General features: G+C 69.1%; 23 protein-coding genes. 16 read left to right on the forward strand and 7 right to left on the reverse strand.

From position 1 onward, the window contains the following. Nucleotides 1–10 precede the first annotated feature (10 nt). From mnmE to GO308_RS10965, 5 genes are read left to right on the forward strand one after another with little or no spacing between them, the layout of a single operon-like run. Nucleotides 11–1,312: a tRNA uridine-5-carboxymethylaminomethyl(34) synthesis GTPase MnmE gene (gene mnmE / locus GO308_RS10945; protein WP_240885445.1), complete on the forward strand. Its 1,302-nt coding sequence runs from the start codon at nucleotides 11–13 to the stop codon at nucleotides 1,310–1,312. A 60-nt stretch (nucleotides 1,313–1,372) separates the two neighbouring features. Beyond that, on the forward strand, nucleotides 1,373–3,214 hold the full coding sequence (mnmG, locus tag GO308_RS10950; RefSeq protein WP_240885446.1) for a tRNA uridine-5-carboxymethylaminomethyl(34) synthesis enzyme MnmG: 1,842 nt from the start codon (nucleotides 1,373–1,375) through the stop codon (nucleotides 3,212–3,214). Continuing rightward, nucleotides 3,211–3,831 (forward strand): 16S rRNA (guanine(527)-N(7))-methyltransferase RsmG, encoded by a 621-nt coding sequence (gene rsmG, locus GO308_RS10955; RefSeq protein ID WP_240885447.1) that lies wholly within the window; start codon nucleotides 3,211–3,213, stop codon nucleotides 3,829–3,831. Before mnmG ends, rsmG begins: the two co-directional genes overlap by 4 nt. Further along, the gene (locus GO308_RS10960; RefSeq protein WP_066483230.1) at nucleotides 3,822–4,601 is read left to right on the forward strand and encodes a ParA family protein; all 780 of its coding nucleotides are present in this window, start codon (nucleotides 3,822–3,824) and stop codon (nucleotides 4,599–4,601) included. The genes rsmG and GO308_RS10960 overlap by 10 nt, the downstream gene beginning before the upstream one ends. Beyond that, entirely contained in the window at nucleotides 4,598–5,512 is a 915-nt protein-coding gene (locus tag GO308_RS10965) for a ParB/RepB/Spo0J family partition protein (protein WP_066670352.1), read from the forward strand. The genes GO308_RS10960 and GO308_RS10965 overlap by 4 nt, the downstream gene beginning before the upstream one ends. A 31-nt stretch (nucleotides 5,513–5,543) precedes the next feature. Here GO308_RS10965 and GO308_RS10970 read toward each other — a convergent pair whose 3' ends face one another. Beyond that, a complete protein-coding gene (locus tag GO308_RS10970) occupies nucleotides 5,544–7,397 on the reverse strand; it encodes a CocE/NonD family hydrolase (protein ID WP_240885448.1) in 1,854 nt (617 codons plus the stop codon). Nucleotides 7,398–7,656: 259 nt separating this feature from the next. Next, a complete protein-coding gene (locus GO308_RS10975) occupies nucleotides 7,657–8,571 on the reverse strand; it encodes a prephenate dehydratase (protein ID WP_066483224.1) in 915 nt (304 codons plus the stop codon). 117 nt (nucleotides 8,572–8,688) lie between these two features. Here GO308_RS10975 and GO308_RS10980 point away from each other — a divergent pair, with 117 nt between their 5' ends. Continuing rightward, complete coding sequence (locus GO308_RS10980; RefSeq protein ID WP_240885449.1) at nucleotides 8,689–9,354, forward strand: cytochrome c family protein; 666 nt, start codon at nucleotides 8,689–8,691, stop codon at nucleotides 9,352–9,354. A gap of 43 nt (nucleotides 9,355–9,397) precedes the next feature. Here the strand turns inward: GO308_RS10980 and GO308_RS10985 are convergent, their stop codons facing one another. Beyond that, a complete protein-coding gene (locus tag GO308_RS10985) occupies nucleotides 9,398–9,757 on the reverse strand; it encodes a hypothetical protein (RefSeq protein ID WP_066544024.1) in 360 nt (119 codons plus the stop codon). A 192-nt stretch (nucleotides 9,758–9,949) separates the two neighbouring features. On the opposite strand from GO308_RS10985, the gene recF reads away from it, so the two are divergent. From recF to GO308_RS11015, 6 genes are all read left to right on the forward strand, one after another. Beyond that, the gene (gene recF / locus GO308_RS10990) at nucleotides 9,950–11,023 is read left to right on the forward strand and encodes a DNA replication/repair protein RecF (RefSeq protein WP_240885450.1); all 1,074 of its coding nucleotides are present in this window, start codon (nucleotides 9,950–9,952) and stop codon (nucleotides 11,021–11,023) included. 186 nt (nucleotides 11,024–11,209) lie between these two features. Beyond that, nucleotides 11,210–12,562 carry a DEAD/DEAH box helicase gene (locus GO308_RS10995; RefSeq protein WP_240885451.1) on the forward strand — a complete coding sequence of 451 codons (1,353 nt, stop codon included), beginning with the start codon at nucleotides 11,210–11,212 and terminating at the stop codon, nucleotides 12,560–12,562. A 191-nt stretch (nucleotides 12,563–12,753) separates the two neighbouring features. Further along, complete coding sequence (locus GO308_RS11000; RefSeq protein WP_240885452.1) at nucleotides 12,754–13,530, forward strand: sulfite exporter TauE/SafE family protein; 777 nt, start codon at nucleotides 12,754–12,756, stop codon at nucleotides 13,528–13,530. 155 nt (nucleotides 13,531–13,685) lie between these two features. Further along, nucleotides 13,686–14,408: a cytochrome b/b6 domain-containing protein gene (locus GO308_RS11005; RefSeq protein WP_240885453.1), complete on the forward strand. Its 723-nt coding sequence runs from the start codon at nucleotides 13,686–13,688 to the stop codon at nucleotides 14,406–14,408. Then, entirely contained in the window at nucleotides 14,405–15,172 is a 768-nt protein-coding gene (locus GO308_RS11010; RefSeq protein WP_240885454.1) for a molybdopterin-dependent oxidoreductase, read from the forward strand. Before GO308_RS11005 ends, GO308_RS11010 begins: the two co-directional genes overlap by 4 nt. Before the next feature lie 48 nt (nucleotides 15,173–15,220). Beyond that, on the forward strand, nucleotides 15,221–16,453 hold the full coding sequence (locus GO308_RS11015) for a cyclopropane-fatty-acyl-phospholipid synthase family protein (protein ID WP_066547181.1): 1,233 nt from the start codon (nucleotides 15,221–15,223) through the stop codon (nucleotides 16,451–16,453). A 117-nt stretch (nucleotides 16,454–16,570) separates the two neighbouring features. Here GO308_RS11015 and GO308_RS11020 read toward each other — a convergent pair whose 3' ends face one another. After that, the gene (locus GO308_RS11020; protein WP_240885455.1) at nucleotides 16,571–19,993 is read right to left on the reverse strand and encodes an AAA family ATPase; all 3,423 of its coding nucleotides are present in this window, start codon (nucleotides 19,991–19,993) and stop codon (nucleotides 16,571–16,573) included. Nucleotides 19,994–20,161: 168 nt separating this feature from the next. Here GO308_RS11020 and ybeY point away from each other — a divergent pair, with 168 nt between their 5' ends. Next, a complete protein-coding gene (gene ybeY / locus GO308_RS11025) occupies nucleotides 20,162–20,689 on the forward strand; it encodes an rRNA maturation RNase YbeY (protein ID WP_240885456.1) in 528 nt (175 codons plus the stop codon). A gap of 8 nt (nucleotides 20,690–20,697) precedes the next feature. Beyond that, nucleotides 20,698–21,621 carry a hemolysin family protein gene (locus GO308_RS11030; protein WP_066483192.1) on the forward strand — a complete coding sequence of 308 codons (924 nt, stop codon included), beginning with the start codon at nucleotides 20,698–20,700 and terminating at the stop codon, nucleotides 21,619–21,621. A gap of 6 nt (nucleotides 21,622–21,627) precedes the next feature. Here the strand turns inward: GO308_RS11030 and GO308_RS11035 are convergent, their stop codons facing one another. Further along, the gene (locus GO308_RS11035; protein ID WP_066483190.1) at nucleotides 21,628–21,951 is read right to left on the reverse strand and encodes a PilZ domain-containing protein; all 324 of its coding nucleotides are present in this window, start codon (nucleotides 21,949–21,951) and stop codon (nucleotides 21,628–21,630) included. Between the two features lie 391 nt (nucleotides 21,952–22,342). On the opposite strand from GO308_RS11035, the gene GO308_RS11040 reads away from it, so the two are divergent. Continuing rightward, on the forward strand, nucleotides 22,343–23,668 hold the full coding sequence (locus GO308_RS11040; protein ID WP_066483675.1) for a sorbosone dehydrogenase family protein: 1,326 nt from the start codon (nucleotides 22,343–22,345) through the stop codon (nucleotides 23,666–23,668). 134 nt (nucleotides 23,669–23,802) lie between these two features. On the opposite strand, the gene GO308_RS11045 is transcribed toward GO308_RS11040, so the two are convergent. Next, complete coding sequence (locus GO308_RS11045) at nucleotides 23,803–24,105, reverse strand: polyhydroxyalkanoic acid system family protein (RefSeq protein ID WP_066483184.1); 303 nt, start codon at nucleotides 24,103–24,105, stop codon at nucleotides 23,803–23,805. Nucleotides 24,106–24,123: 18 nt separating this feature from the next. Next, nucleotides 24,124–24,540 (reverse strand): VOC family protein, encoded by a 417-nt coding sequence (locus tag GO308_RS11050; RefSeq protein ID WP_066547700.1) that lies wholly within the window; start codon nucleotides 24,538–24,540, stop codon nucleotides 24,124–24,126. A gap of 51 nt (nucleotides 24,541–24,591) precedes the next feature. Between GO308_RS11050 and lnt the strand changes: the two genes are divergently transcribed. Next, on the forward strand, nucleotides 24,592–26,133 hold the full coding sequence (gene lnt, locus GO308_RS11055) for an apolipoprotein N-acyltransferase (protein ID WP_240885457.1): 1,542 nt from the start codon (nucleotides 24,592–24,594) through the stop codon (nucleotides 26,131–26,133). The last annotated feature ends 67 nt before the right edge of the window (nucleotides 26,134–26,200 follow it).

Here is a 26,200-nt window from a genome sequence, read left to right on the forward strand (position 1 = left end):
GACTAGCGCGATGGACACCATCTATGCGCTGTCGAGCGGCGCACCGCCGGCGGCGATCGCGGTGCTGCGGATCAGCGGGCCGGACGCGGGCGCGGCGTTTCCGGCGTTGGGTTTAACGACACGGCCAACCCCGCGCCGGGCGACGCTGGCGACGTTGCGGCGTGGCGGGTCGGCGGGCGAGGTGCTCGACCGCGCGATCCTGTTGTGGTTCGCGGGCCCGGCGACGGTGACCGGGGAGGATCTGCTCGAACTCCACCTCCACGGCGGTCGCGCGGTTATTCGCGCGGTCGAGGCGGAGCTTGCGCGCCTGCCCGGATTTCGGCTGGCCGAACCGGGCGAGTTCACGCGGCGCGCGCTGACGGCGGGGCGGATCGACCTGACCGAAGCAGAGGGACTCGCCGACCTCCTTGCCGCAGAGACCGAGGGCCAGCGGCGCGCGGCCCAGCGGATGAGCGAGGGGGCGTTGCGCCAGCGCGTCGAGCAATGGACCGACCGGCTGCTCACCCTGGCCGCGATGATCGAAGCGCTGCTCGATCACGGCGACGAAGGGGATGTCCTGGCCGAGCGCGACCTGATCGACGGCGTGCGTTCGGGTGCCGCCGAACTGGCCGATGCGATCGCGCCGGTGCTGGCCCAGCCGCCGGTCGAGCGCCTGCGCGACGGCGTACGCGTCGTGCTCGCCGGGCCCCCCAATGCGGGCAAGTCGACCTTGCTCAATGCGCTCGCCGAGCGGGAGGCGGCGATCGTCTCCCCCATTGCCGGGACGACGCGCGACCGAATCGAGGCGCAGCTGGTGCGCAACGGCATCGCCTATGTGCTCACCGACACGGCGGGCCTGGTCACCGCGACGGCCGATCCGATCGAAGCGATCGGGGTTGCACGCGCGCGCGATGCCATGGCCAGCGCCGACATTCTCCTGTGGCTCGACGATGCGCCGCCGCCCGCATCCTCGTCTGAGGTCATCGCCGTTCATCCGCGCAGCGACATGCCGGATCGGCAAGGGCCGACCAGGGACGGTCGGCTCGTGCTGTCGGCGCGAACGGGGGAGGGGATCGGTGCGCTATGGGCGCGGATCGAGCAAGTCGCCCGCCGGCTGTTGCCCGCCCCCGATATCGTGGCGCTCAACCACCGGCAACGCGGCTTGCTGAGCGAAGTCGAGCTCGCGCTGCGGTCAGCGGTGGCTCAGGACGACCCGGTCCTGATCGCGGAGGATCTGCGCGCCGCGCGCGTCGCGTTCGATCGCATGACGGGGCGCGCCAGCGTCGAATCGATGCTTGATTCGCTGTTTGGGCGGTTCTGCATCGGCAAATAGGCGATGTTCCACGTGGAACAGCTTTGACGACGACGCGACCAATGCGTAGCGGGCGGGGCGATGACTCAGAACTTCGACATCATCATTGTCGGCGGCGGGCATGCCGGGACCGAGGCGGCCGCGGTCGCCGCGCGCCGGGGCGCGCGTGTCGCCCTGATCAGCTTCGACCTGAGCAAGGTCGGCGCGATGTCGTGCAATCCCGCGATCGGCGGTCTGGGCAAGGGGCATCTGGTCCGGGAAGTCGACGCGTTCGACGGTCTGATTGCGCGCGCCTCCGATGCGGCGGCGATTCATTACCGGATGCTCAATCGCAGCAAGGGGACCGCGGTTCAGGGTCCACGCGTCCAGGCCGACCGCGTGCGGTATGCAGCGGCGATTCAGGCGATGCTGCGCGCGCAGCCGGGTCTGAGCCTGATCGAGGGCGAGGCGGCGGCGCTGATCGTGGAGCGGGGGAGGGTGGCCGGACTCGAGCTGGGTGATGGGCGGCACCTGTCGGCGCCGGCGGTGGTGCTGGCGACCGGCACTTTTCTGGGCGGACGCATTTTCCGTGGCGAGGAGCGCGGGGAGGGCGGTCGTGTCGATGAGCGGGCGGCGACCGTGCTCGGCCTCCAGCTCCGCGCGCTGGGTCTGCCGATGGCCCGGCTGAAGACGGGGACACCGCCACGAATCGATGGGCGGACGATCGACTGGGCCATACTCGAATCGCAACGGAGCGACGTCGAGCCGTGGACGATGTCGCCGACGACATCGGGGCGGGCGTTGCCGCAGCTATTCTGTGCGATCACGCGGACCAATGCGGCGACGCACGAGATCATCCGCGCGGCGCTCGACCGGTCGCCGCTCTTCACGGGCGCGATCGGTGCGGCGGGCCCGCGCTATTGCCCCTCGATCGAGGACAAGATCCACCGCTTCGGCGACCGTGACGGTCATCAGATCTTTCTGGAGCCCGAGGGACTCGACACGCCGCTCGTCTATCCCAACGGCATATCGACCTCACTTCCCACCGACGTCCAGCGGGCGATGCTGCGCAGCATCGATGGGCTCGCGCACGCCGAAATCGTCACGCCCGGCTATGCGGTCGAATATGACCATATCGATCCGCGCGCGTTGACCCCGGGGCTTGAGGTGCTGGCGATGCCCGGCCTGTTTTGCGCGGGCCAGATCAACGGCACCACGGGCTATGAGGAAGCCGCCGCCCAGGGGCTGATTGCCGGCATCAACGCCGCGGCCCACGCGATCGGCGTTGCACCGTTCCATGCCGATCGCGCCACGAGCTATCTTGGCGTGATGATCGACGATCTCGTCACCCAGGGAGTTACCGAGCCCTATCGCATGCTGACCGCGCGTGCGGAATATCGGCTGCGGCTGCGCGCCGACAATGCGGTCACCCGCCTTGGCCCGATCGCGCAGGCGCTGGGTTGTCTGAGCGCACCGCGCGCGGATTGGCAGCAGGCGCGTTTCGACCACCGCCGGGCGCTCGACGCGCACTTCGCCGGGCCGATCACCGCGTCCGAGCTGCGCCAGCGCGGCGCCGACATCGCGCTGGATGGCGCGCGTCGATCGGCGGCAGCATGGCTGCGCTTTCCGGGCGTAGATGTCGCGCACGTCGCGCCGGGGCTTGACCCCGATCGCGATCCCGTGCTCGCCGAACTGATCGAGGATGCGCGCTATGCGCCCTATCTGGAGCGGCAGGACGAAGAGGTCGCCGCCTATCGAGACAACGAAGCGATCGGCCTCCCGCCCGATTTCGACTTCGCCGCAGTGCGTGGCCTGTCGGCGGAAATGGTTGAGCGACTCGCTGCCGCGCGACCGGCGACGTTGGGTGCCGCGGGGCGGGTTCGCGGGATCACCCCGGCTGCGCTGACCGCGATTTTGCTGCATCATCGGCGACGTGCGGCGTGAAAGAGGAGGCAGCGCGCGCGTGGATCCGGGCACGTTTCGGTGTTTCACGTGAAACAGGGCTGGCGGCGTTTCTCGACCTGCTGATCGCGGAAAATACGCACCAGAATCTGATCGCGCCGTCCACGGTGGCGACCGCATGGAGCCGGCACATCCTCGATTCGGCACAGCTCGTGCCGCTCGCAGCAGATCGCCACGGTACCTGGATCGACATCGGATCGGGGGCGGGGCTGCCCGGCATCGTCGTCGCCATCCTGCGCGATCAGCCCGTCCTGCTCGTCGAGCCACGTCGTCGCCGTGCCGAGTTCCTGGCCGACACGGCGCGCGCCCTGGGTCTCGATCAGGTCGAGGTCAGCCAACGCCGGATCGCACAGGTGGCGCATCCGCCGGTCGCGGTGATCAGCGCGCGCGCGGTCGCCGGCCTGCCCGAATTGCTCCGCGACGCGGTGCACCTCAGCACGGCCGCGACCTTGTGGCTGCTCCCCAAGGGGCGGAGCGCGCAATCGGAGGTGGCGGCGGCGCGACAGACATGGCAAGGTCGGTTCCACGTGGAACCCAGCCTGACCGAACCGGAATCCCGGATCGTCGTCGCGACGGAGATCAGCGCCCGATGTTCGTGATCACCATTGCCAATCAGAAGGGCGGGGTCGGCAAGACGACGACCGCGATCAACGTCGGCACCGCGCTCGCGGCGACGGGGTTGCGCGTGCTGCTGATCGACCTCGATCCCCAGGGCAATGCCTCGACCGGCTTCGGCATCGGCCGTGCCGACCGCGAGCTGTCGAGCTATGACCTGTTGATCGGCGAAGTCGGTCTCGACGACGTCGCGGTGCGCAGCCGCGTGCCCGGCCTCGACATCGTGCCCGCGACCGTCGACCTGTCGGGCGCCGAGATCGAGCTGATCGAGTTCGATCAGCGCACTCACCGGCTCGACCAGGCGATCGCGCGCAGCAGCGATCGCTGGGACGTGATCCTGATCGATTGCCCGCCGTCGCTGGGCCTGCTGACGATCAATGCGATGGTGGCAAGCCATTCGCTGCTGGTGCCGCTGCAATGCGAGTTCTTCGCACTCGAGGGGCTGAGTCAGCTGTTGAGCACGGTCGAACGCATTCGTTCGCGCTTCAATCCCGGGCTGGCCATTCTGGGCGTGGTGCTGACCATGTACGACCGGCGCAACCGGCTGACCGACCAAGTGTCCGATGATGTCCGCGCGGTGCTCGGCCGCGTCGTGTTCGACACTGTCATTCCGCGCAACGTTCGCCTGTCCGAAGCGCCGAGCCATGGCATGCCGGCGTTGATTTACGACCATCGCTGCGCGGGTTCGGAGGCCTATATCGCGCTCGCCCGCGAAGTGATCGATCGCCTGCCCAAGACCGCCCAGGCCGCATGACCGAGCCCACCAACCCCGCCGCCCGTAAACCCCGCCCCGGCCTTGGCCGCGGGCTGAGCGCATTGCTCGGCGATGTCCAGCGCGTCGACGAACCCGGCGCGACCGGCCAGGTTCAGGCGAGCGGCGTGCGGCAATTGCCCGTCGGCTCGCTGGTGCCGCACCCCGGCCAGCCGCGCCGCTTCTTCGACGAGGCGGCGCTCGACGATCTCGCCGCATCGATCGCGGCGCGCGGGCTGATCCAGCCGATCGTCGTGCGTCCGCACGGCAAGGAATACCAGATCGTTGCCGGCGAACGCCGCTGGCGCGCCGCCCAGCGTGCACGGCTGCACGAGGTGCCGGTGATCGTCCGCGATCTCGACGATGCCGAGACGCTGGAAATCGCGCTGCTCGAGAATATCCAGCGCGAGGACCTGAACGCGATCGAGGAAGCCGACGCCTATGCCAAGCTGATCAAGGAATATGGGCATAGCCAGGAGGCGCTGGCCAAGCTGGTCCACAAATCGCGCAGCCATGTCGCCAATCTGATGCGCCTGCTCGACCTGCCGCCCGAGGTGCAGCGCCACGTCATCGACGGCACGCTGACGATGGGCCACGCCCGCGCGCTGGTCAACGCGCCGGACCCGGAGGCGCTGGCGGCGCGCGTCATCGCGCGTGGCCTGTCGGTGCGCGAGACCGAAAAGCTGGCGCGCGACGCCAAGCCGGGCGGGCAGGGTGCTGGCGAATCGCGCCGGACGACCCGCAATCCGACCGCGGATGCCGATATTTCCGCGTTGGAACAACAACTTGGCGACGTACTCGGCCTGGGGGTGCGGATCGCGCATGGCGACAAGGGCGGCACGCTGACGATTAGTTACGCCTCGCTCGACCAGCTCGACATGGTCTGTCAGCGGCTGAGCGGGGACGTGATCTGACGCGCGGGCGCACCCGGCGTCCACCCGCCCCTTACATCACCGGCAACGCGACATAGGACCCGCCGCACACGCGATGCGTCGCCTTGCGGAAATCGCTCGCCTTCGCCGTATAGATATTGGGAACGAAGGTCTGCGGGTTGCGGTCGATCACCGGGAACCAGGTCGACTGGACCTGTACCATCAGTCGATGCCCCCTGCGGAACACATGGTCATGATCGCGCAGCGGCACGTCCCAGGCGCGCACCTGATCGGCGACCAGCGGCTTGGCGACCGCATTGCCGTCGAGCCAGCGTCCGCGCCGCACCTCCATTGCCACGGGCAGCTGATAGCCGTTGAGCGTCTTGAGATAGTCGGCCGGCACCGGTTCGTAGTCGTCGGGAAAGACGTCGATCAGCTTGACGACCATGTCGGCGTCGGTACCGCTGGTCGCCGCCATCAGCCGCGCGGCGATCGCACCGGTGACGGTCAGGTCGCTTTCCAGCGGCGCGCTGACATAGGTGAGCACGTCGGGCCGCCCGTCGACGAACCGCTGGTCTGCGGCTTCCCACCATTGCCATTCGGGCGAGGGATAGGTGCGTGAGATCGGGCGCGCGCGGAACGGCACCGGGCTCGCCGGATCGGAGACATAATCGCGGCACGCCGTGTCGGCCGGCGCGGTGAACGACAGGCTGCCGTCGGTGTGCAGGTAAAGGTTGCGCATCTCGCGCGGTTTGGGCGGCCATTGCGCATAGTCGCGCCATTGCCACGATCCGCTCTGGAACATCTTCGCTTCGAATCGCGGCTGCGCGCCCTTGCCATGCAGCCAGTAGCGAAAGAACGGCGCTTCGACATCACGGCGGAATTCGGTGCCGCTCTCGACCCCCATCGGGATGTTGCCCAGCCGGTCGCCCGGCGAGCGCCAGCTGCCGTGATTCCACGGCCCCGCGACCATCAGGTTCAGTCCGTCGGGATCGTCCTGCTCCATCTGCTCATAGATTTTCCAGCTGCCGCTCGGATCCTCCTGATCCCAGAAGCCCGCGACGTGGAGCGTCGGCACCGTGGTGCGTCCAAGCCGGTCGGTCCAGTGTTGGCGACGCCAGTGGTCGTCATAGTCGGGATGCGCGATCATCGCGGTCAGCATCGGCACGGTGCCGCGCATATACCGGCTGTCGAGGTTGCTGACCGGCCCCAGCTTCAGGAAGAAGTCGTAACTGTCGACAAACCCGCTGCCATAGGGAAATTCGGCATTCTCCTTGTTGTGCTGCAGCGAGTAAAGCCAGTCGGTCGCATAGGTGAGCCGCATCGCGCCATAGCGATGCAGGTCGTCGTTGAGCCACCAGTCGTTCCACGCCGCCTGCGGGCTGACCGCCTTCAGCGCGGGATGCGGGCGGGTGAGCGCGATCGCGGCGGCATAGCCGGGATAGCTGACCCCCCACATCCCGACGCGGCCGTTGTTTGCGGGCACGCGCTTCACCAGCCAGTCGATCGTGTCATAGGCGTCGGTCGCTTCATCGACCGCCTTCGACCCCGCCGGCGCCAATTCCATCGACATGGTGAACTTGCCGTCCGACTTGAAGCGGCCGCGCATGTTCTGGAACACCAGGATATAGCCGTCCTCGGCCATGAACTGCATCGTGCGCGGGGTTTGCGGCGGCGGCGCGTCGGGCACGCCATAAGGGGTGCGCTGAAGCAGGATCGGCAGTGGCCCCGATTTGCCGACGGGGCGCATGATCACCGTCTGCAGCCGCGCGCCGTCGCGCATCGGGATCATCACTTCTTCAAAGGTGAAGGCGGCGGTGGGCTGGGCCTGCGGAGCGGATTGCGGCGCCGGCTGGGGCTGGGGCCGCGCCAGCGCACTCGAAGCCGCAAGCAGCAATGCCAGCGCCAGACCTGTCCTCACCCGCATCGCCCGCTCCCTCGATTACCCGGCTGCCAGATCAGCCGATCGGGAGCGCCTTGTCGAGGGGGACCAAGGAGACAGAATGGCCCTAATGCAATCTCGTCGCCCCGGGCTTGACCCGGGGCCCCGCTTCTCTTGCGACGGCTGAGGCAGCGGGACCCCGGGTCAAGCCCGGGGCGACGGCAAATGGGTGACAAACTGAAAGCCCCTCCCCTTCAGGGGAGGGGTTGGGGTGGGGCCTCTCCACCAAAGCGCCCTCGCAACGCTACCCCCGTCGGCGCGCGCTCGGATAGGTGCCGAGCAGCCGCACCCATTTGGTGTGAAAGGCCAGTTCTTCCAGCGCGCGGTCGACCGCCGGGTCGCCGGGCGCGCCCTCGATATCGGCGTAGAATTGCGTGGCGGCGAAGCTGCCGCCGGTCTGATAGCTTTCCAGCTTGGTCATGTTGATGCCGTTGGTGGCAAAGGCACCCAGCGCCTTGTAGAGCGCGGCGGGGATGTTGCGTACTTCAAAGATGAAGGTCGTCATCTGGTCGCGTGCGGGCTCAATCGTCCCCGCGGCACGGGCCAGCACGACGAAGCGCGTCGTGTTGTGCCCGGCATCCGCGATATCGTCCGCCAGCAGGTTGAGGCCGTAGAGCGCGGCCGCCGCCGCCGGAGCGAGCGCGCCGACCGCCGGATCGGCGCGCTCGGCGACCAGGGCGGCGGCACCCGCCGTGTCGGCATAGGCGAGGGGAGCGATCCCGCGGGCGCGTAACCAGTGGCGACATTGGCCCAGCGCCTGTTCGTGGCTCATCACCTGGCGCACCTCGTCGATCGTCCCGCTCGCCATCAGCGCGTGGCGGATCGGCAGAAAGGTCTCGCCGGTGATGAACAGGTCCGATTCGGGCAGCAGGAAATGGATGTCGGCGACGCGCCCGTGGAGCGAATTTTCGATCGGAATGATTGCGCGGCCCGCCCGCCCGTCGCGCACCGCATCGATCGCGTCGGTGAAGCTGAAACAGGGGAGCGGCAGCCCGTCGGGCAGGGCCAGCTGCTGCGCGACATGGCTGTTCGCGCCCGGTGCGCCCTGAAATGCGACCGCGCGCGCGGGATCGGCGGCGGCGGCGGCGGTCATCGCGGCGATGATCGGGCGCGCGGGCGCGGCATAGCTCTGGACGGCGGGCGCGGAGGGTCCGGACATGGGGCTGACCGCCTATCGGCCCGTGGAGGGGGACGCAAGCTCGGCTTGCGGTGCACAAAAGCCTTTACTAAAGGGGCACCACTTTCCCGATGGGCTTTGATTGGACGTTCTCACAACATGGATAGTCGCACGAACACGATCGCTGGATGGGTTTTGGCGGGCTGCGTCGCGGCACTCGGCCTGACGATCGGCAGCGAAATGGTGTTCGAATCCGAGCGCCCGGAGAAAATGGGCTATCCGATCGCCGGCGTCGAGGCGGGCGGCGAGGGTGGTGGCGAGGCCGAAGTGCCGATCGCGACGCTGCTGGCCAGCGCCGATGTCGCTGCGGGCCAGGCGAGCTTTCAGAAATGCGCGTCATGCCACTCGATCAACGCCGGCGGCGCGAACGGCATCGGCCCCAACCTGCACGGCATTGTCGGCAAGCCGCACGCGGCGGTGGCGGGCTTCGCCTATTCCGACGCGCTCAAGGCGGTTGGGGGCCCGTGGGATTTCGATGCGCTCAACGCCTGGCTGACCAGCCCGCGCAAATATGCGTCGGGCACCAAGATGAGCTTCGCCGGCCTGTCCGACCCGCAGGAACGCGCCAACGTTATCGCCTATCTGAACAGCCAGGGCTCGAACCTGCCGCTGCCCGCGGCGCCGGCCGCCGACGCGGCGACCGATGCCGAGGCGAATGTCGCCGACGCGGGCTCGACCGGTGATCTGGCCGACAACGCCACCGCAGCCCCGGGCGCGCCCTCGGTCGATCCCGCCGCTGCCGAACGCGCCGCCGACGCGGAGTGATCCGGGGCTCGACGCGCCTCCAGGCGCAGGCAGTCGACAGCCTTCACTTCGCCAGCAGCGCGCTCGCCCTTGCCCGGCCCGCATCACGGATCGCGCGGGCCTTTGCTTCCGCTTGCTCGCGAACCAGCCGCGCGTCGGCGCGCTTGGCCTCGGCATAGACCTTGGCGCGTCGCGCGTCGTAATTACCGCTTTGTCCGGCCTGGTTGAGCATCGCCTCCGCCTCGGCCTCGAGCTTCGCGGCGCGATCCTCCGCCTCGGCCTCGATCGCGTCGGCCTGCGCCTCGGCGGTGTCGCGAATCTGTTCGGCCTGCCGTTCCTGCGGGGTTGGCGGGGTACAGCCGCCCGCCACCAGCATGAGCGCAAGCGCGATCATCGCGGTACGGGCGGGGTTCCGAATCGGCATCGTGTCTTTTCCTGTTCAGCTGTAACCTCATGAAACCCGCGGCGGGGCGGTTGGTTTCGCCCCCGCCACGATCGCGTTGCCGATGCCGCGCGGCATGGTCGGCGCAAAGACGCATCGATCGGGTCCGGCTGTCGCGACGTCGGTCGCGTGACGCGTTTCCCCGCGCTGCGGAAACGCTCTAGGGACGAATTCATGCTCACGCGCCTGCGGCTCACCGATTTTCGCAACCACGCGCTCGCCACGCTGATGCCGGGGCCGGGTCGCGTGGTGCTGACCGGGGACAATGGCGCGGGCAAGACCAATGTGCTGGAGGCGATTTCGCTGCTTGCCCCCGGTCGCGGCCTGCGGCGCGCCGCACTTGGCGACATGGCGCGCCAGCACGGCCCGGGCGGCTTCGGCGTTGCCGCGATGCTGGGCGACGGCGTGTCGATCGCCACCGGGGCGGAAGCCGCCGCGCCCGAACGACGGATCGTGCGGATCAACGACGCGCCGGCGCCGGCCAGCGCGCTTGCCGAGCGGCTGACGGTACTTTGGCTGACCCCGGCGATGGACCGGCTGTTCGTCGACGCGGCCGGCGATCGTCGTCGCTTCCTCGACCGGCTGACGCTGGCGCTCGCGTCCGGGCACGGGGTGCAGTCGACACGCTACGAAGCCGCGATGCGCGAGCGCAACCGGCTGCTTGCCGACGATCGTCCGGCCGATCCGGCCTGGCTCGCCGCGCTGGAGCGGCGCATGGCCGAACATGGCGCGGCGATCGATGCGGCGCGGCGCGAGACGCTGGCGCTGCTTCAGGCCGAATTGGACGCCGCCGGCGCGGCACCCTTCCCCAGCGCCGCGCTCGAACTCACCGGCTGGCAGGGCGACGCCGCGGCGTTGCTCGACCAACTGGCGCGGGGTCGCGCGCGCGATCGCGCCGCCGGGCGGGCGCTGTCCGGCCCGCATCGCTGTGACCTGGCCGTCACGCATCGTGAGAAGGATCAGCCCGCGCATCTCTGCTCGACCGGCGAGCAGAAGGCGCTGCTGATCGGTATCGTGCTGGCCCACGCCGCGCTGGTCGCCCGCCGCACCGCGCGCGCGCCGGTGCTGCTGCTCGATGAAGTCGCCGCGCATCTCGACCCCGTCCGACGCGCCGCGCTGTTCGATCGGCTGGCGGGTCTGGGCCAGGTGTGGATGACCGGCACCGAACCGGCGCTGTTCGACACGATCGCCGGTGCGGTGACACATTTCACCGTGGGGCCCGACGGCATCCTCCCCCGTCAACCTTGACTTTCCGGGCGCGTGCGCCTATTTGCCGCGTCGCAGCACGGCCTCATGCAGCGTGATCGGGCGACATTCTCGCCCCGGCTCGGCCCTTTTGCTCCACCGGCTTCCCTAGTCACGCGGGTCGTCAATCTCGACCCCGGCCGTCGTGCGTCTGTGCGCGGCGCAGCCGACCTATATTCAGGAACTTTTATGACATTCCAGTCGCTTGGCCTTTCCAAGGCCGTGCTCGACGCGCTTGCGTCCAAGAACTACACCGACCCCACCCCGATCCAGCGCCAAGCGATCCCCGCGCTGCTCGACGGCCGCGACCTGCTCGGCATCGCCCAGACCGGCACCGGCAAGACCGCGGCCTTCATCGCGCCGTCGATCGACAATCTGGTCAAGGCCAATGAACGGCGCAAGCCGATGCGCTGCCGGATGCTGGTGCTCGCCCCCACGCGCGAACTGGCCAGCCAGATCGCCGACAGCGCGCGCGCCTATGCCAAATTTACCAAGCTGACCGTCGCGACCGTGTTTGGCGGCGTACCGATCGCGCGCAACCGCCGCGACACGTCGGCGGGTGTCGACATCCTGGTCGCCACCCCGGGCCGGCTGATGGACCTCATTGAACAGCGCTGCATGAGCCTGGGCGACCTCGAGATCCTGGTGCTCGATGAGGCTGACCAGATGCTCGACCTGGGCTTCATCCATACGCTTCGCAAGATCGTGGCGATGCTCCCCAAGAACCGCCAGTCGCTGTTCTTCTCGGCGACCATGCCCAAGGACATCAAGGACCTCGCCGACAAGTTCCTGACCGATCCGGTCGAGGTCAAGGTTGCGCCGGTCGCCACCACCGCCGAGCGGGTGGAACAATATGTCACCTTCGTCAACCAGGCGGAAAAGCAGGCGCTGCTCACCTTGTTCTTCCAGAAGAACGAGATCGACCGCGCGCTCGTCTTCACCCGCACCAAGCACGGTGCCGACCGCGTCGTGAAGCTGCTGGCGTCGAACGGCATCGCGTCCAACGCGATCCACGGCAACAAGAGCCAGCCGCAGCGCGAAAAGGCGCTGGCGGAGTTCCGTGCCGGCAAGGTGCCGATCCTGGTCGCCACCGACATCGCCGCGCGCGGCATCGACGTGTCGGGGGTCAGCCATGTCGTCAATTTCGAGCTGCCCAATGTCGCCGAACAATATGTCCACCGCATCGGCCGCACTGCGCGTGCCGGCGCGACCGGCATCGCTTTTGCGTTCTGCGCGGAGGATGAGCGCCCCTATCTGCGCAGCATCGAGAAGCTGACCCGCCAGTCGATCTCGGTCGTGCCGCTGCCCGCCAACTTCCAGGCGGAGGCGGATCGGATCAAGTCGAGCCGGGTCGGCCCGATCCCCGCCGAACGCCCCGAACGCCCGCGCCAGCAACAGGGCCCGCGCCGTCCGCGTGCCACGCATGCGGCGCAGCCGGCGGGTGCCGGTCGCCCCGGCGGCAATCGCGGCGGCGGCGGCAATCGTCGCGGCCGCGGTGGTGGCGGTGGCGGCGGCCGTCGTCCGGCCAGCGCCCAGGGTTGACCGGCGCGGCCGCGCCGAAACCTGATCCAGAGCCACGTTGCCCCAGCGAAAGCTGGGGCCTCATGCCACTTGCGCGCACTGACGGCACGAGAGGCCAGCCTTCGCTGGCCTGACGGCTGGGGTGTCCCGGAGTTGAAACAGCGCGGGCGCGCACCATTGCCGCGCGGCCCTGATCCGCTATCGGAGCCCGCATGAACCCGGTCACCGCCTCCCTGCTCGCCGCGCTCGCCGGATTGCTCGGCGGCGCGATGAACGCGCTGGCCGGGGGCGGCACCTTTGCCACCATGCCGACGCTGGTCGCGCTCGGCCTTCCCGCCCCGGTCGCCAACGCAACGAGCAACGTCGCCCTGCAACCGGGCGCGATCGCCAGCGCATGGTCGTACCGGACGGGGCTTGAGCCGATCGGCGGCCTGTCGGTTCGTGCGCTGGGCATGGTGACCTTTGCCGGCGGGCTGATCGGCAGCCTGCTGCTCGTCGCGACGCCGACGCGGGTCTTCGACCTGCTCATCCCCTGGCTGCTGCTGATCGCGACGCTCGCGCTGCTCTTCGGCCGGCGGGCGAGTGCGGCGCTGCACGCCCGCCTGACGATCGGACCGCGCACGCTGGTCGTCGCCCAGGCGCTGCTCGGCACCTATGGCGGCTATTTCGGCGGTGGCGTCGGCCTGATGATGACCGCGACCTGGGGGCTGCTCGCCGGCGTGATGCCGCACCGGCTGATGGCGGCGCGCACGCTGATGCTCGCGATCGCGAATGCCGCGGCGACGCTGATCTTCGTGTTCGCCGGCATCGTTTCCTGGGGGCTGTGCGTCCCGATGCTGATCGGGGCGACCGCCGGCGGCTATGGCGGCGCGGCACTGGGCAAGCGGCTGGCCCCGGCGCTGATCCGGGGTTGGACGATCGTCGTCACCTGCGTGACCACCGCGATCTTCTTTTTGCGCGCCTATTTTCCGAATATTGCCCTATTCTGATGTCGCTGCGGCGGGCCCCCTGCTGCAACCGCAATTTTGATCTAGGCTCGCCTCTGAAGGGGACTGGAGGGATGGCGACGAAAACCGCACCGGACGACGCGGCCATGGCGGGTTCCGATGTAACCGCTTCCCCCCACGCACACGAACCGGGGCCCATGCGCGTATCCGTCTATCGCCACCGCCTCGCCACGCGACTGTGGCACTGGATCAATGCGGTGACGATCTTCGTGATGATCGGCACCGGGCTGATGATCCTCAATGCCCATCCCCAGCTGTACTGGGGCCAATATGGCGCCAATCTCGACACGCCGTGGTTCCGCGTCGGCGACTGGTTTGCCGGCGGGCGCTTTCCGGGCTGGCTGACCATACCGTCCACCTACAATCTGGCGCTTGCGCGACGCTGGCATCTCAGCTTCGCGCTGATCCTCGGCTTCGGGCTGCTGATCTTCATGGTCGCCAGCCTGGTCAACCGGCATTTCCAGCGCGACATGCGGATCCGCGCGCGCGAACTGACGCCGGGTCATTTGTGGGCCGATATCAAGGAACACTGGGCGTTCCGCTTTCACGACCCCGCCAATCCGGCGGCGTTCAACGTGCTGCAGAAAATCGCCTATGCCGTCGCGATCTTCGTCCTGATCCCGTTGGTCATCTTCACCGGGCTCGCCATGTCGCCGGGGATGAACGCGGCATGGCCCTGGCTCGTCGACCTGTTCGGCGGCCGGCAATCGGCGCGATCGCTCCATTTCATCGCGATGCTCGGCATTATCGGCTTCATCATCGTGCATCTGGCGCTGGTCACTCTGGCGGGCGCGTTCAACGAAGTGCGGTCGATGATCACCGGCCGGCTGCATATCGCGCATGAGGAGCCGCAGGCATGAGCCGTATCCTGACCCGCCGCACCATGCTGACTGGCTTTGCCACCGGCGCGGGTGCGCTGCTCGCCGGCTGCGACGCGCTCGGCAACAATCCCACGTTCCGCGACCTGTTGTTTGAGGGCGAGGATGCGCATTTCCGTATCCAGCGTTCGCTGACCGCGCGCAACGCGCTGGCCAAGGAATTTCGCCCGGAACAGATGTCGCCGGTGTTCCGTGCCAACGGAACGCGCAACCCCAATACCGATGCGTATAATGCCCATGTCGCCGGCAACTTCGCCGACTGGCGGGTGCGCGTCGACGGGCTGGTCAACCGGCCCTTGTCGCTCAGCATGGCGCAGCTGCGCCAGATGCCGTCGCGCACCCAGATCACCCGGCACGATTGCGTCGAGGGGTGGAGCGCGATCGGCAAATGGCATGGCGCAAAGCTGGGGCCGATCCTGCAGGTCGCGGGGCTGAAGGACAGCGCGCGCTATCTCGTCTTCCACTGCGCCGACTTATACGGCGCATCGCGGCGACCCTATTATGAATCGATCGACCTGGTCGATGCCTTCCACCCCCAGACGATCCTTGCCTGGGCGCTCAACGACCATCTCCTGGGCGTGCCCAACGGCGCGCCCGTGCGCCTGCGCGTCGAGCGCCAGCTCGGCTACAAGCAGGCCAAATATATCGAGCGGATCGAGGCCGTGTCCTCGCTTTCGGGCATCTATCGCGGCAAGGGCGGCTATTGGGAAGATGCCGCCGGCTATGAATGGTACGGTGGCATTTGAGAAAGCTTGCGCTGGCGCAACGGAATTGGACAGGTTAGCACCCCCGGCATGGCACTGATCGATTTGTTTTTCGCCCGCGCGGTCAAGCGCGGCGAACTGACCGTCATCTATCCCGGCGGCAAGACCAAGAAGTTCGGCACGCCCGACCCGGAACTGGGCGCAGTGACGATCCGCTTCGCCGACAAGGGCGTCGCCGGCGCGATCGTGCGCGATCCCAGCCTGGGATCGTCCGAAGCGTTTATGGACGGACGGCTGATCATCGAACAGGGCGACATCATGGCGCTCCTGAACCTGGTCAGCGCGAACAATCCGTGGGAGGACGGCCGCGTCGTGCTGCGCCCCGGCGCGATCAGCCAGGCGCGCGCCAACATCGTCCGCCGGCTCGACCGGATCAACTGGGAACGCCGGTCGAAGCGCAACGTCGCGCATCACTACGACCTGTCCGACCGGCTCTACGACCTCTTCCTCGACGCCGACCGCCAGTATAGCTGCGCCTACTACACCGATCCGGCCAACAGCCTCGAACAGGCGCAATCGGACAAGAAGGCGCATATCGCGGCCAAGCTGGCGCTCGAACCGGGCATGCGCGTGCTCGACATCGGCTGCGGCTGGGGCGGCATGGCGCTGTATCTCAATGCCAAGACGGGCGCGCGCGTCCACGGCATCACCCTCTCGGAGGAACAGCTCAAGGTCGCACAGCGCCGCGCCGCCGAAGCCGGGGTGGCCGACCAGGTGACGTTCGAGCTGATCGACTATCGCGCGGTCGCCGGGCCCTTCGACCGCATCGTCTCGGTCGGCATGTTCGAACATGTCGGCCCGCCGCATTACCGGACCTTCTTCAACAAGTGCCGCGAACTGCTGACGCCGGATGGCGTGATGCTCCTCCACACCATCGGCCGCCTCGACGGCCCCGGCGTCACCGACCATTTCACCGCGAAGTACATCTTTCCCGGCGGCTACATCCCGGCCCTGTCCGAAATCGTCCGCGCGAACGAGGACAACCGCATGTTCACGACGGATATCGAGGTGCTGCGTCTCCATTACGCGCATACCCTCCAGGCCTGGTATGATCGCGTCGCCGCCGCCAAGGACCAGATCATCGCGCTCTATGACGAGCGTTTCCTGCGCATGTGGCAATATTATCTGGCGGGCTCGTGCGTCAGCTTTCGCCACGGCCGCATCGTCAACTACCAGCTGCAATATTCGCGCTCGCGCACCGCATTGCCGCTGACCCGCGATTACATGATCGAAGCCGAGCAGCGTTACCGCGCGGGAAATTGACGGGGGCGCGCCCCAGCGCGCCTGGCGGGCTGGACCACAAGGCCGGGGTGACGAGACCCTTTTTGGCAAGCGTGGCGGACAATCCCTCTCGGCGCGTCGAACCCAGTCGACTCGCGCCTACTCCGCCGCCAGCAGCGTCTCCGCACCGCCCAGATCGACCGACACCAGCCGGCTGACGCCGCGCTCGACCATCGTCACGCCGAACAGGCGATGCATCCGGCTCATCGTCGCGGCATTGTGGGTGACGATCAGGTAACGGGTGCGCGTGACCGCCACCATATGGTCGAGCAGGTCGCAGAAACGGTCGATATTGGCGTCGTCGAGCGGCGCGTCGACCTCGTCGAGCACGCAGATCGGCGCCGGGTTGGTCAGGAACAGCGCAAAGATCAGCGCCACCGCGGTCAGCGCCTGTTCGCCGCCGGACAACAGCGTCAGCGACTGCAGCTTCTTGCCCGGCGGTTGCGCCATGATCTCCAGCCCCGCCTCGAGCGGGTCGTCGGCGTCGATCAGCGCCAGGTGCGCCGCCCCGCCGCCGAACAGCGTCGCGTACAGCCGCTCGAAATGCCCGTTGACCGCCTCGAACGCCGCCAGCAGCCGCTGGCGCCCCTCACGGTTCAGGGTGCCGATCGACCCGCGCAGCCGGTTGACCGCCTGGGTCAGCTCCGCCTGCTCGCGCGCCTGGCTGGCCCGGGCTTCCTCCAGCTCGATGAGCTCGCGCTCGGCAACCAGATTGACCGGGCCGATCCGCTCGCGCTCGGCCACCAGCCGTTCGTGCCGCGCCGATTCGTCGCCCGGCGTGCGTACCGTGTCCGCCGCGAAGCCGACGCGTTCGGGCAGCAGCGGCGGCGGACATTCGAAGCGTTCGCCCGACAGCCGACCCATCTCGACGCGGCGCAGCTCCTGGTTCTCGGCGCGCGCCACTGCGCCCGCCCGCGCCTCGCGCGCCTGGGATGCGGCCTCGGCCGCGGCGCGCAGCGCGGTCTCGGTGCGCCGCACATCGGCGTCGGCCACCGCTTCGGCGGCGCGGGCCGCATCGGCGGCGTCGATCGCGGCGCGCGCCTGTGCCTCCGCCTTCGCCAGCGCCTGCTCGAGTTGGTCGGGCCGTGTCGCCAGGCTTGCCTCGGCATCGGTCAGCGCGGCGGCGCGCCGGTCGATCTCGGCGATCCGCCGCGCCGCTTCGCCCGCCCGCTGGTTCCAGCCGCGCTGCTCGGCCTGCGCGGCGGCCAGCCGTTCGCGGTCGCGGGCAATCGCGGCATCGGCAGCCGCGCGTTCGGCGCGGGCGGCGGCAACCGCGCCGCGCCGCGCCTGCGCCTGGCCGGTCAGCGCGTCGACCTGTGCCGCCGCGTCGCGACCATCGGGAAGCCCGGCGACCTGTTCGACGGCACGCGCATGCTCGGCGCGCGCATCTTCCAGTTCGGTCGTCGCGCGCGCCTGCCGGGCCGACAGGTCGACCCGCTGTGCCTCGCCGCGCTCGATCTGCGCGGCGGCGCGGTCCTCGTCACGGGCGGCGGCGCGGGCAGCGGTTTCGGCGGCGTCGATTGCGCGGCGCGCCTCGGCAATGTCCTGACGCGCGCGTGCCAATTCGGTGTCCGCCGTGCCGAGTGCCGCCGCCGCCTGTGCGACCGCGTCCGCGAGGTCCGGCCGCCCGGCCTCGATCGCGCGCAGCCGGTTGGCGCGTTCGAGCCGCTCGGCCGCCGCCGCACTGCTCGCGCGCGCGACATAACCGTCCCAGCGCCGCAATACGCCGTCGGGCGTGACGAGACGCTGGCCGGGGGCAAGGGGCTGGCCGACATCGCCGGGGGCGACGAAGATCTGCGCCAGCCGCCGGGCCAGTGCCGCCGGTGCCTCGACATGCGCGGACAGCGGGGCGGTGCCCGGCGGCGGCGGCGGGTCGTCGGGGGCGGCGGTCGCGCCGGCCCAATAGCGCGGCGACGCCGGATCCAGCCCGGCATCCAGGTCGTCGCCCAGTGCCGCTGCCAGCGCGCGCTCGAACCCCGCCTCGGCGCGCACGCGATCGATCAGGCGGTCGCGGTCCCCCGTCGCCAGATCGCGGCGCAGCGCGGCGGCCTCGCCATCGGCGGCGGCGAGCTGTGCGGCGGCGGCGGCCTGAGCGGCCTGCGCGCGTTGCCGCGCATCGGTGGCGGCCTGTTCGCGGGTTTGGGCGTCGTCCAGCTGCCGGGCGGCGGCGTCCCCCGATTGCGCCGCGTTCGCCCGCGCGGTGCGTGCCGCGTCGCGCGCCGCGACCATCGGTTCGGCGGCGGGCAGCGCGCGGCGTTCGGCGTCGATCCGCTGCACCTCGCGCTCGGCCCGCTCGACCCGCGCGCGTGCGGCGGCGCGCGCGGCTTCGGCGACACGAATCTCCGCGGCATCGCGCGCCTGTGCCGCCAGCGCCTGGGCCAGCGCCACTTCGGCGTCGCGCGCCTCGCGTTCGGCGACGCCCAGCGCCGCGTCGATCAGCGGCAGGCCGCCGGCCGATTGCTTCAGCCGCGCGTCGATCTCCTTCGCCTCGCCACCCAGCCGCGCGATCGCCTCGGCGGCGTCGCTGGCCAGCGATCCTTCGCGCGCCCGGTCCTCGGCCACCCGTTCGCGCGCCGCGGCGGCTTCGGCGATCCGGCGCGCGACATCGGCCTGCTCGGCGCGCAGCGTGTCGAGCCGGTGGCGCGCCTCCGTCGCGGCGTCGTGCGCGCTCAGCGCCGCAGCGCGCAGGCGGGCCAGTGCTGCCACGGCGGCAAGCTGGGCGGCCTCGCAGTCGTTGAGCGCCGCCTGACGCTGCGCGACCTGCGCTTCGGCGGCGGCGGCTTCGGCCTTGGCGGCGTCGGCCGCGCGCGCGGCATCGCGCCAGCGGGCGAAGATCATCCGCGCCTCCGCGATCCGAATGTCGTCGGACAGCGCGCGATAACGCTCGGCCTGCCGCGCCTGGCGCTTGAGCGCGGCGATGCGCGCGTCCTGGTCGGCGATCACCTCGCCCAGCCGCGCCAGATTGGCCTCGGTCGCGCGCAGGCGCTGTTCGGCGTCGCGGCGGCGGACGTGCAGGCCGGAGATGCCGGCGGCTTCCTCCAGCATCTGGCGGCGTTCGGCGGGCTTGGCGGCGATCACCGCGCCGATCCGCCCCTGGCTGACCAGCGCGGGCGAATGCGCGCCGGTCGCGGCGTCGGCGAACAGCAGCGCGACGTCCTTCGCGCGCACGTCGCGGCCGTTGATGCGATAGGCCGATCCGGTGCCACGTTCGATGCGGCGGACGACCTCGGTCTCGCCCGTCCCCGTGCCGTCGGCATCGCCTTCGCTTTCGACCAGCATCGATACTTCGGCGAAGCTGCGGGCGGGCCGCGTCGCGGTGCCGGCAAAGATCACGTCGTCCATGCCCGATCCGCGCAGCGACCGGGCGCTGTTCTCGCCCATCGTCCAGCGCAGCGCCTCGAGCAGGTTGGACTTGCCGCAGCCATTGGGCCCGACGATCCCGGTCAGCCCCGGCTCGATCCGCAATTCGGCCGGATCGACGAAACTCTTGAACCCCGACAGTCTGAGCCGCTTGATCTGCACTGGCCGAACATCACCCCCGGATGACCAAGCTATCGGCTTGGCCGGGGGAAGCAATCGGCTTCTCGCGTCTCAACATCCGCGGCGCTTTCGCCTATGGCGCTCGGTGCGCCCGTGGTTGCGGCGCGGCCGGACGGGATCGACCCGCCCCGAGGATGCGGAGCCGAATGGATGCTGGACGTCGCTGCCCTGGTCGAATCACCCTGGCCCGATACGCCGGGGCAAGACGGCGACTGGGAGGTGCTGGCCCACACGGCCGCGGTTTCGGCGATCTCGCGCACGCCCTTTGCCGGATGGACCGGGGGCGACGCGCCGGTGATCGAGCTGGCGGTGCGGCTGACCTCCGACGAAGAGGTCCAGGCGCTCAACCGGCAGTATCGGCACAAGGACAAGCCGACCAACGTGCTGTCCTTTCCGATGATCCAGCCCGATCTGCTCGACACCGTCACCGTCAATGCGGGGGATGGCGAGGTCATTCTGGGCGACATCGTGCTCGCATACGGCGTCTGCACGCGCGAGGCGGCCGAGCGCGGCGTCGCGGTGCGCGACCATGCCGCGCATCTGATTGTCCATGGCTGCCTCCATCTGCTAGGCTATGACCATATGGGCGAAGCGGAAGCCGGGGCGATGGAAGCGATCGAGCGTGACGTGATGGCGGCGCTTGGCCTGCACGACCCCTATCCCATCAGCGAGGACTGACCCGATTCATGTCAGAAGGTTCCAGTAGCGGCGCCGGCAACGGCGACTCTAGCAGGCCGCCCGAAAGCGGCGGCATCTGGCGGGGATTGCGGGCGTTGATCTTCGGCGAGGAATCGGCCGAGACGCTGCGCGACCGGATCGAGGAAGTCATCACCGATCACGAGGAGGAGGAGGGGACGCCCGTCGCCGGCGACCTTGCCCCGATCGAGCGGCAGATGCTCCGCAACCTGCTGCATTTCGGTGAACGCGACGCCGGCGACGTCGGCGTGCCGCGCGCCGACATCATCGCGGTGGAGGCGCAGACCCCGTTCGCCGACCTCGTCCGGATCTTTGCCGAGGCCGGACACAGCCGCCTGCCGGTCTATCGCGAGCGTCTGGACCATGTGATCGGGATGATCCACGTCAAGGACGTGTTCGCGATCCTGGCGCGCGGCGAACCGCCGCCGGAGTCGATCACCGTGCTGTTGCGCCAGCCCATTTACGTGCCCCAGGCGATGGGCGTGCTCGACCTGCTGGCCCAGATGCGCGCCAGCCGCACGCATCTGGCGGTCGTGCTCGACGAATATTCGGGCACCGAAGGGCTGGTGACGATCGAGGACCTGATCGAGGAAATCGTCGGCGAGATCGAGGACGAGCATGACGAGGCGCCGGAGGCGCTGCTGATCCCGCTCGACGACGGCAGCTGGGAAGCCGATGCGCGCGCCGAGCTGGAGGATGTCGCCGAAGCGATCGATCCGCGGCTGGCGGAGGTGGAGGAGGATGTCGAAACGCTCGGCGGCCTCGCCTTCGTGCTCGCCGGACGGGTGCCCAAGGCGGGGGAGCAGCTGGTCCACGACAGCGGCTGGAAACTGGAGATCGTCGCCGCCGACGGGCGCAGGGTCCAGCGCCTCAGGCTCCATCCCGGACCCGGGAATTACGACGCCGCGAAATAGCCCGCGTCAGGGGCGGTGCGCGGCGACGATCCGGTCCAGCACCGATTGATGCAGCGGCGTGTTGAACGACAGGCCGATATGCGTGGCGGTCCGCCAGCGCACGCGCGCGCCGATCGGGGCGAGTTCGGGAATCTTCAGCACCACGACCATGCCGACGGTCGCGCCGAACGGCCAGTCGATCCGGCACCCGCGACTCGACAGGTCGACCAGCGTCGCCGGGCGGCGTCCGATCGTCGAATTGGCCACGCCGCCTTCGATGGCGACCGGAACGCGCAGCTGGGAACGCGACTCGCCATGGATTTCGTCATGATGTTCAAATGGATCGCTCATTCCCGTATCTTCCATGCGTCCGCGGACTCGATCCCCCGATTAGGGTCCCCGCGGCGGTGACGCAAACCGCCCCAAGCTTATTACCCGGTGAATAAGCGGCGTAATCGATCAGTGTGTGCAAACTAATCCGTTTTATCGATCACTCGGTTTTTGGCATTGGGCGGTCACGCGATCGCATGCTGCTTTCCCCTCCACGCAGCGTGCGGGCGCCCATTGGCGTGTTTCCCCCTTTCACGCCAGTTCCCCAAACCACTTGGCTAACCCTCAGCCAGGTGGCCGAGGTCGCCGGCGCATCCGCGCCGGCGGCCTCTCCCGGAGAGGGGGCCTTCCCGACCATTTCATCGTCACGATGCGTTGCGCTCGGCCGGTGGCACCGCCTATGTCTGCGCGCATGAACAAGCATCTGCGCAACTTCCTGGTGATCGGCGCTATCGCGCTGGTCGGCGGCGGCATCTGGGCGACACGGCCCGACGTGGCTCAAATCGCGATCGACCGGGTGATGGGCCCCCGCCCGGAAATCGTGCCCGCGCGCGTCCAGACCCTTCCGACCATCGCCATCGCCGAACCCGTGGGCTGGCCCGCCGGGACCGCGCCGACCCCCGCGGCAGGGCTGAAGGTCGCGCGGTTTGCCGAGGGGCTCGACCATCCGCGCTGGCTTTACGTGCTGGCCAATGGCGACGTCCTGGTCGCCGAGACCAACTCGCCCCCGCGAAAGGGCGGCGGGATCGAGGGGATGGTGATGCGCTATCTGCTCGGCAAGGCGGGGGCGGCGGTGCCGTCGGCGAACCGCATCACGCTGTTGCGCGACACCGACGGCGACGGCGCGGCGGATCAGCGCAACGTGCTGGTCGACGGGCTCAATTCGCCCCTGGGCATGGCGGTCGTCGGCGGCTGGCTCTACGTTGCCAACACCGATGCGCTGGTTCGTTTCCCCTTCCAGGTCGGCCAGACCCGGATCGACGCCAGGCCCGAAAAGATCATCGACCTGCCCGCCGGCGAGAATCACTGGACCCGCAACGTCGTCGCCAATCCGGAGGGCGACACGCTGTTCGTCAGCGTCGGTTCGGCCACCAACATCGCCGAACGCGGGCTCGAGCTGGAACGCAACCGCGCCGCGATCCTGGAGGTCGACCCGGCGACCAAGTCGTTCCGGCCGTTCGGCACCGGTCTGCGCAACCCGGTCGGCATGGCGATCGAGCCGGTGACGCAGGGCCTGTGGACCGTCGTCAACGAACGCGACATGCTGGGCTCCGACGTGCCGCCCGATTATCTGACCAAGGTGCAGCTGGGCAGCTTCTTCGGCTGGCCGTACAGCTATTGGGGCGGCTATGTTGACCGCCGGGTCGAACCCGCGCGCCCCGACCTGCTCGAATATACCGCGCGGCCCGATTATGCGCTGGGCGCGCATACCGCATCGCTGGGGCTGAGCTTCGCCAATGGCGCGCGGCTGGGCGAACGCTTTGCCAATGGCGCGTTCATCGGCCAGCACGGATCGTGGAACCGCAAGCCTTTTTCCGGCTACAAGGTGCTGTATGTGCCGTTCGGCGACAATGGCTTCCCGCTGAAGGGCGCGGCGCCGATCGACGTGCTGACCGGCTTTCTGGACGGCGACAAGGCGCGCGGGCGACCGGTCGGCGTGACGATCGACCGGGCGGGCGGCCTGCTGGTCGCCGACGATGTCGGCAACGTCATCTGGCGGGTCAGCGCCGCGCGCTGAGGCTCAGGCACCGACACCCAAAGCCCTTGTGCACGTAACACGGTCGGCTCTTTGCCCGTCACCCGGCACAAGGCCGGGGTGACGAAGGGAATTCAGCAACGTCCGCACCGATGTGGCCGTGTCAAATTGGCCGGTCACGCCAGCAGCTTCGGGCCTTCCTTCGCGATCTTCTCGCGGATGCGTGACGCGAACAGCGCAAGGATCGCGGGGAGCTCGATCTCCAGGTGCACCCGGCTGTCGTGAATGTCGGCGCGCGTCGCCAGCTTCTGGCCCATCATCTCGACCGTCACGAACAGCGTGTCGCCCGCCCAGCGGCGATCGGCGAGTTTTGCGGCGGGCAGGCGGCGTTCGATGTCCGCCATCGCGCCGTCGATGCGCGCGCGGGCACCCGCGGTGCCGAGCTGGTGGGGCAGGTCGATGCGGATCGGTTCGGTCATGATCGCGTTTCCCCGGCGCTAGCGCGCGAACAGCATGGCGTCGTCGGCGAACGCCTTGAACTCGAGCGCGTTGCCGCTGGGATCGCGAAAGAACATCGTCGCCTGCTCGCCGACCTCGCCCTTGAAACGGACATGCGGCGCGATGCCGAACGCAATCCCCGCCGCGCGGACCCGCTCGGCCAGCGCCTCCCATGCCGCCATCGTCAGGACGACGCCGAAATGCGGCACCGGCACGTCGTGGCCGTCGACCGCATTCGCGACCGCAACCGGCCTGGCCGCCGGATCCAGATGCGCGACGATCTGATGCCCGAACAGGTCGAAATCGACCCAGTGCGCCGCCGATCGTCCTTCCGCACAGCCCAGCACGCCGCCGTAAAAGGCACGCGCGGCGGCAAGGTCATGGACCGGAAAGGCGAGGTGAAAGGGGCGCAGCATCACCGGCTAATAGCTTGTTTTCGGCATCGATCCACCCGATAGCGTGCGTGCATGCGCCCCGCTCCCCTGATCGTCGCTCTGGTCGCCGGATCGCTTTCCGCGACCGGATTCGCCCCGCTCGATCTGTGGCCGGTCCTGCTCGCCGCGCTCGCGGTCTGGCTGGCGCTGGTGCATTCGGCACCGTCGCTGCGCACCGCGTTGCTGCGGTCATGGCTGTTCGGGGTGGGGCATTTCACCGTCGGCAACAACTGGATCCAGCACGCCTTCGACTATCAGGACAAGATGCCGCCCGAGCTCGGCTACGTCGCGGTTGTCCTGCTGGCGCTCTATCTCGCGGTCTATCCGATGCTCGCGGGCGGGCTGGCGTGGAAGTTCGGGCGCATCGCCGGCACCCGGCCCGACGCGCCGTTCGTGCTGATTGCCGCCGCCGCCTGGATCGTCACCGAATGGCTGCGCGCGCGGATGTTCACCGGCTATGCGTGGAACCCGCTGGGCGTCGCGTGGCTGCCGGCGGGTGACGTGGCCCGGATCGCCGCCATGATCGGTACCTATGCGATGTCGGGGCTGATGGTGCTGGCTGCGGGTGCGCTGTTGCTGATTGCGCGGGGCGGCTGGCGCTTCGCCATGCTGCTCGCGGCGATCATCGGCGGCGCGATCGTGCTGAATGCGGGCGAACCGCCGGCGGACCTCCGCCCCAACCAGCCCCTCGTCCGCGTCGTCCAGCCCAATGTCGGGCAGGAGGGCGTGCGCGAACCCGGCTATTCGGAGCGCGTGTTCCAGGCACTGGTCGCGCAGAGCGGCACGCCGGGATATCGCCCGCGGCTGCTCGTCTGGCCGGAAGGTGCCGTCAACTATTATCTGGAAAGCGGTTATCCCGGCGGCTGGTATTTCGAGGCGTGGCCCGCCGATACGCGCCGCCGGATCGCCGGGTTGCTCGGTCCCGACGACGTGGCGCTGGTCGGCGGAAACGCGTTGCTCTTCGGGGGCGACCCGATCATCGACGGCGCGAGCAATTCGGTGTTCGTCGTGCACCCCGATGCGACGCTCGGCCCGCGCCGGTACGACAAGGCGCATCTGGTGCCCTATGGCGAATATCTGCCGATGCGGCCGATCCTGTCGGCCATCGGCCTGTCCCGTCTGGTCAACAGCGAGATCGATACCATTCCCGGCCCCGGCCCGCGGACGATCGCGGTGCCGGGCTTTGGCCGCGTGGGGATGCAGATCTGCTACGAGATCATCTTTTCGGGCGAGGTCGTCGATCGCGCCGAGCGCCCCGACATGATCTTCAATCCGTCCAATGACGCGTGGTTCGGCGCGTGGGGGCCGCCGCAACATCTGGCGCAGGCGCGGCTGCGCGCGATCGAGGAAGGGGTGCCGGTGCTGCGATCGACCCCAACCGGCATTTCGGCGGTGATCGACGCGGACGGCCGCCTGCTCGGCACCGTGCCGCGCCTGACCGCCGGTGCGGTCGAGCTGCCGCTGCCGCTGCCGCATCCGCCGACGCCGTTTGCGCGCTTCGGCAATCTCATGGCGGCGCTGATCGTGCTGTTGCTGGTGGCGCTCGCGATTGCCATTCGCCCGCACAGCCGCTAGGGGCGCGATATAAGGAAAGCTTTATATCCGGTCGCAAGTCCGGATCCGGCCGACCGCCCCGCCACGC

Source organism: Sphingomonas sp. SFZ2018-12 (assembly GCF_022496715.1).
Lineage (GTDB): Bacteria > Pseudomonadota > Alphaproteobacteria > Sphingomonadales > Sphingomonadaceae > Sphingomonas.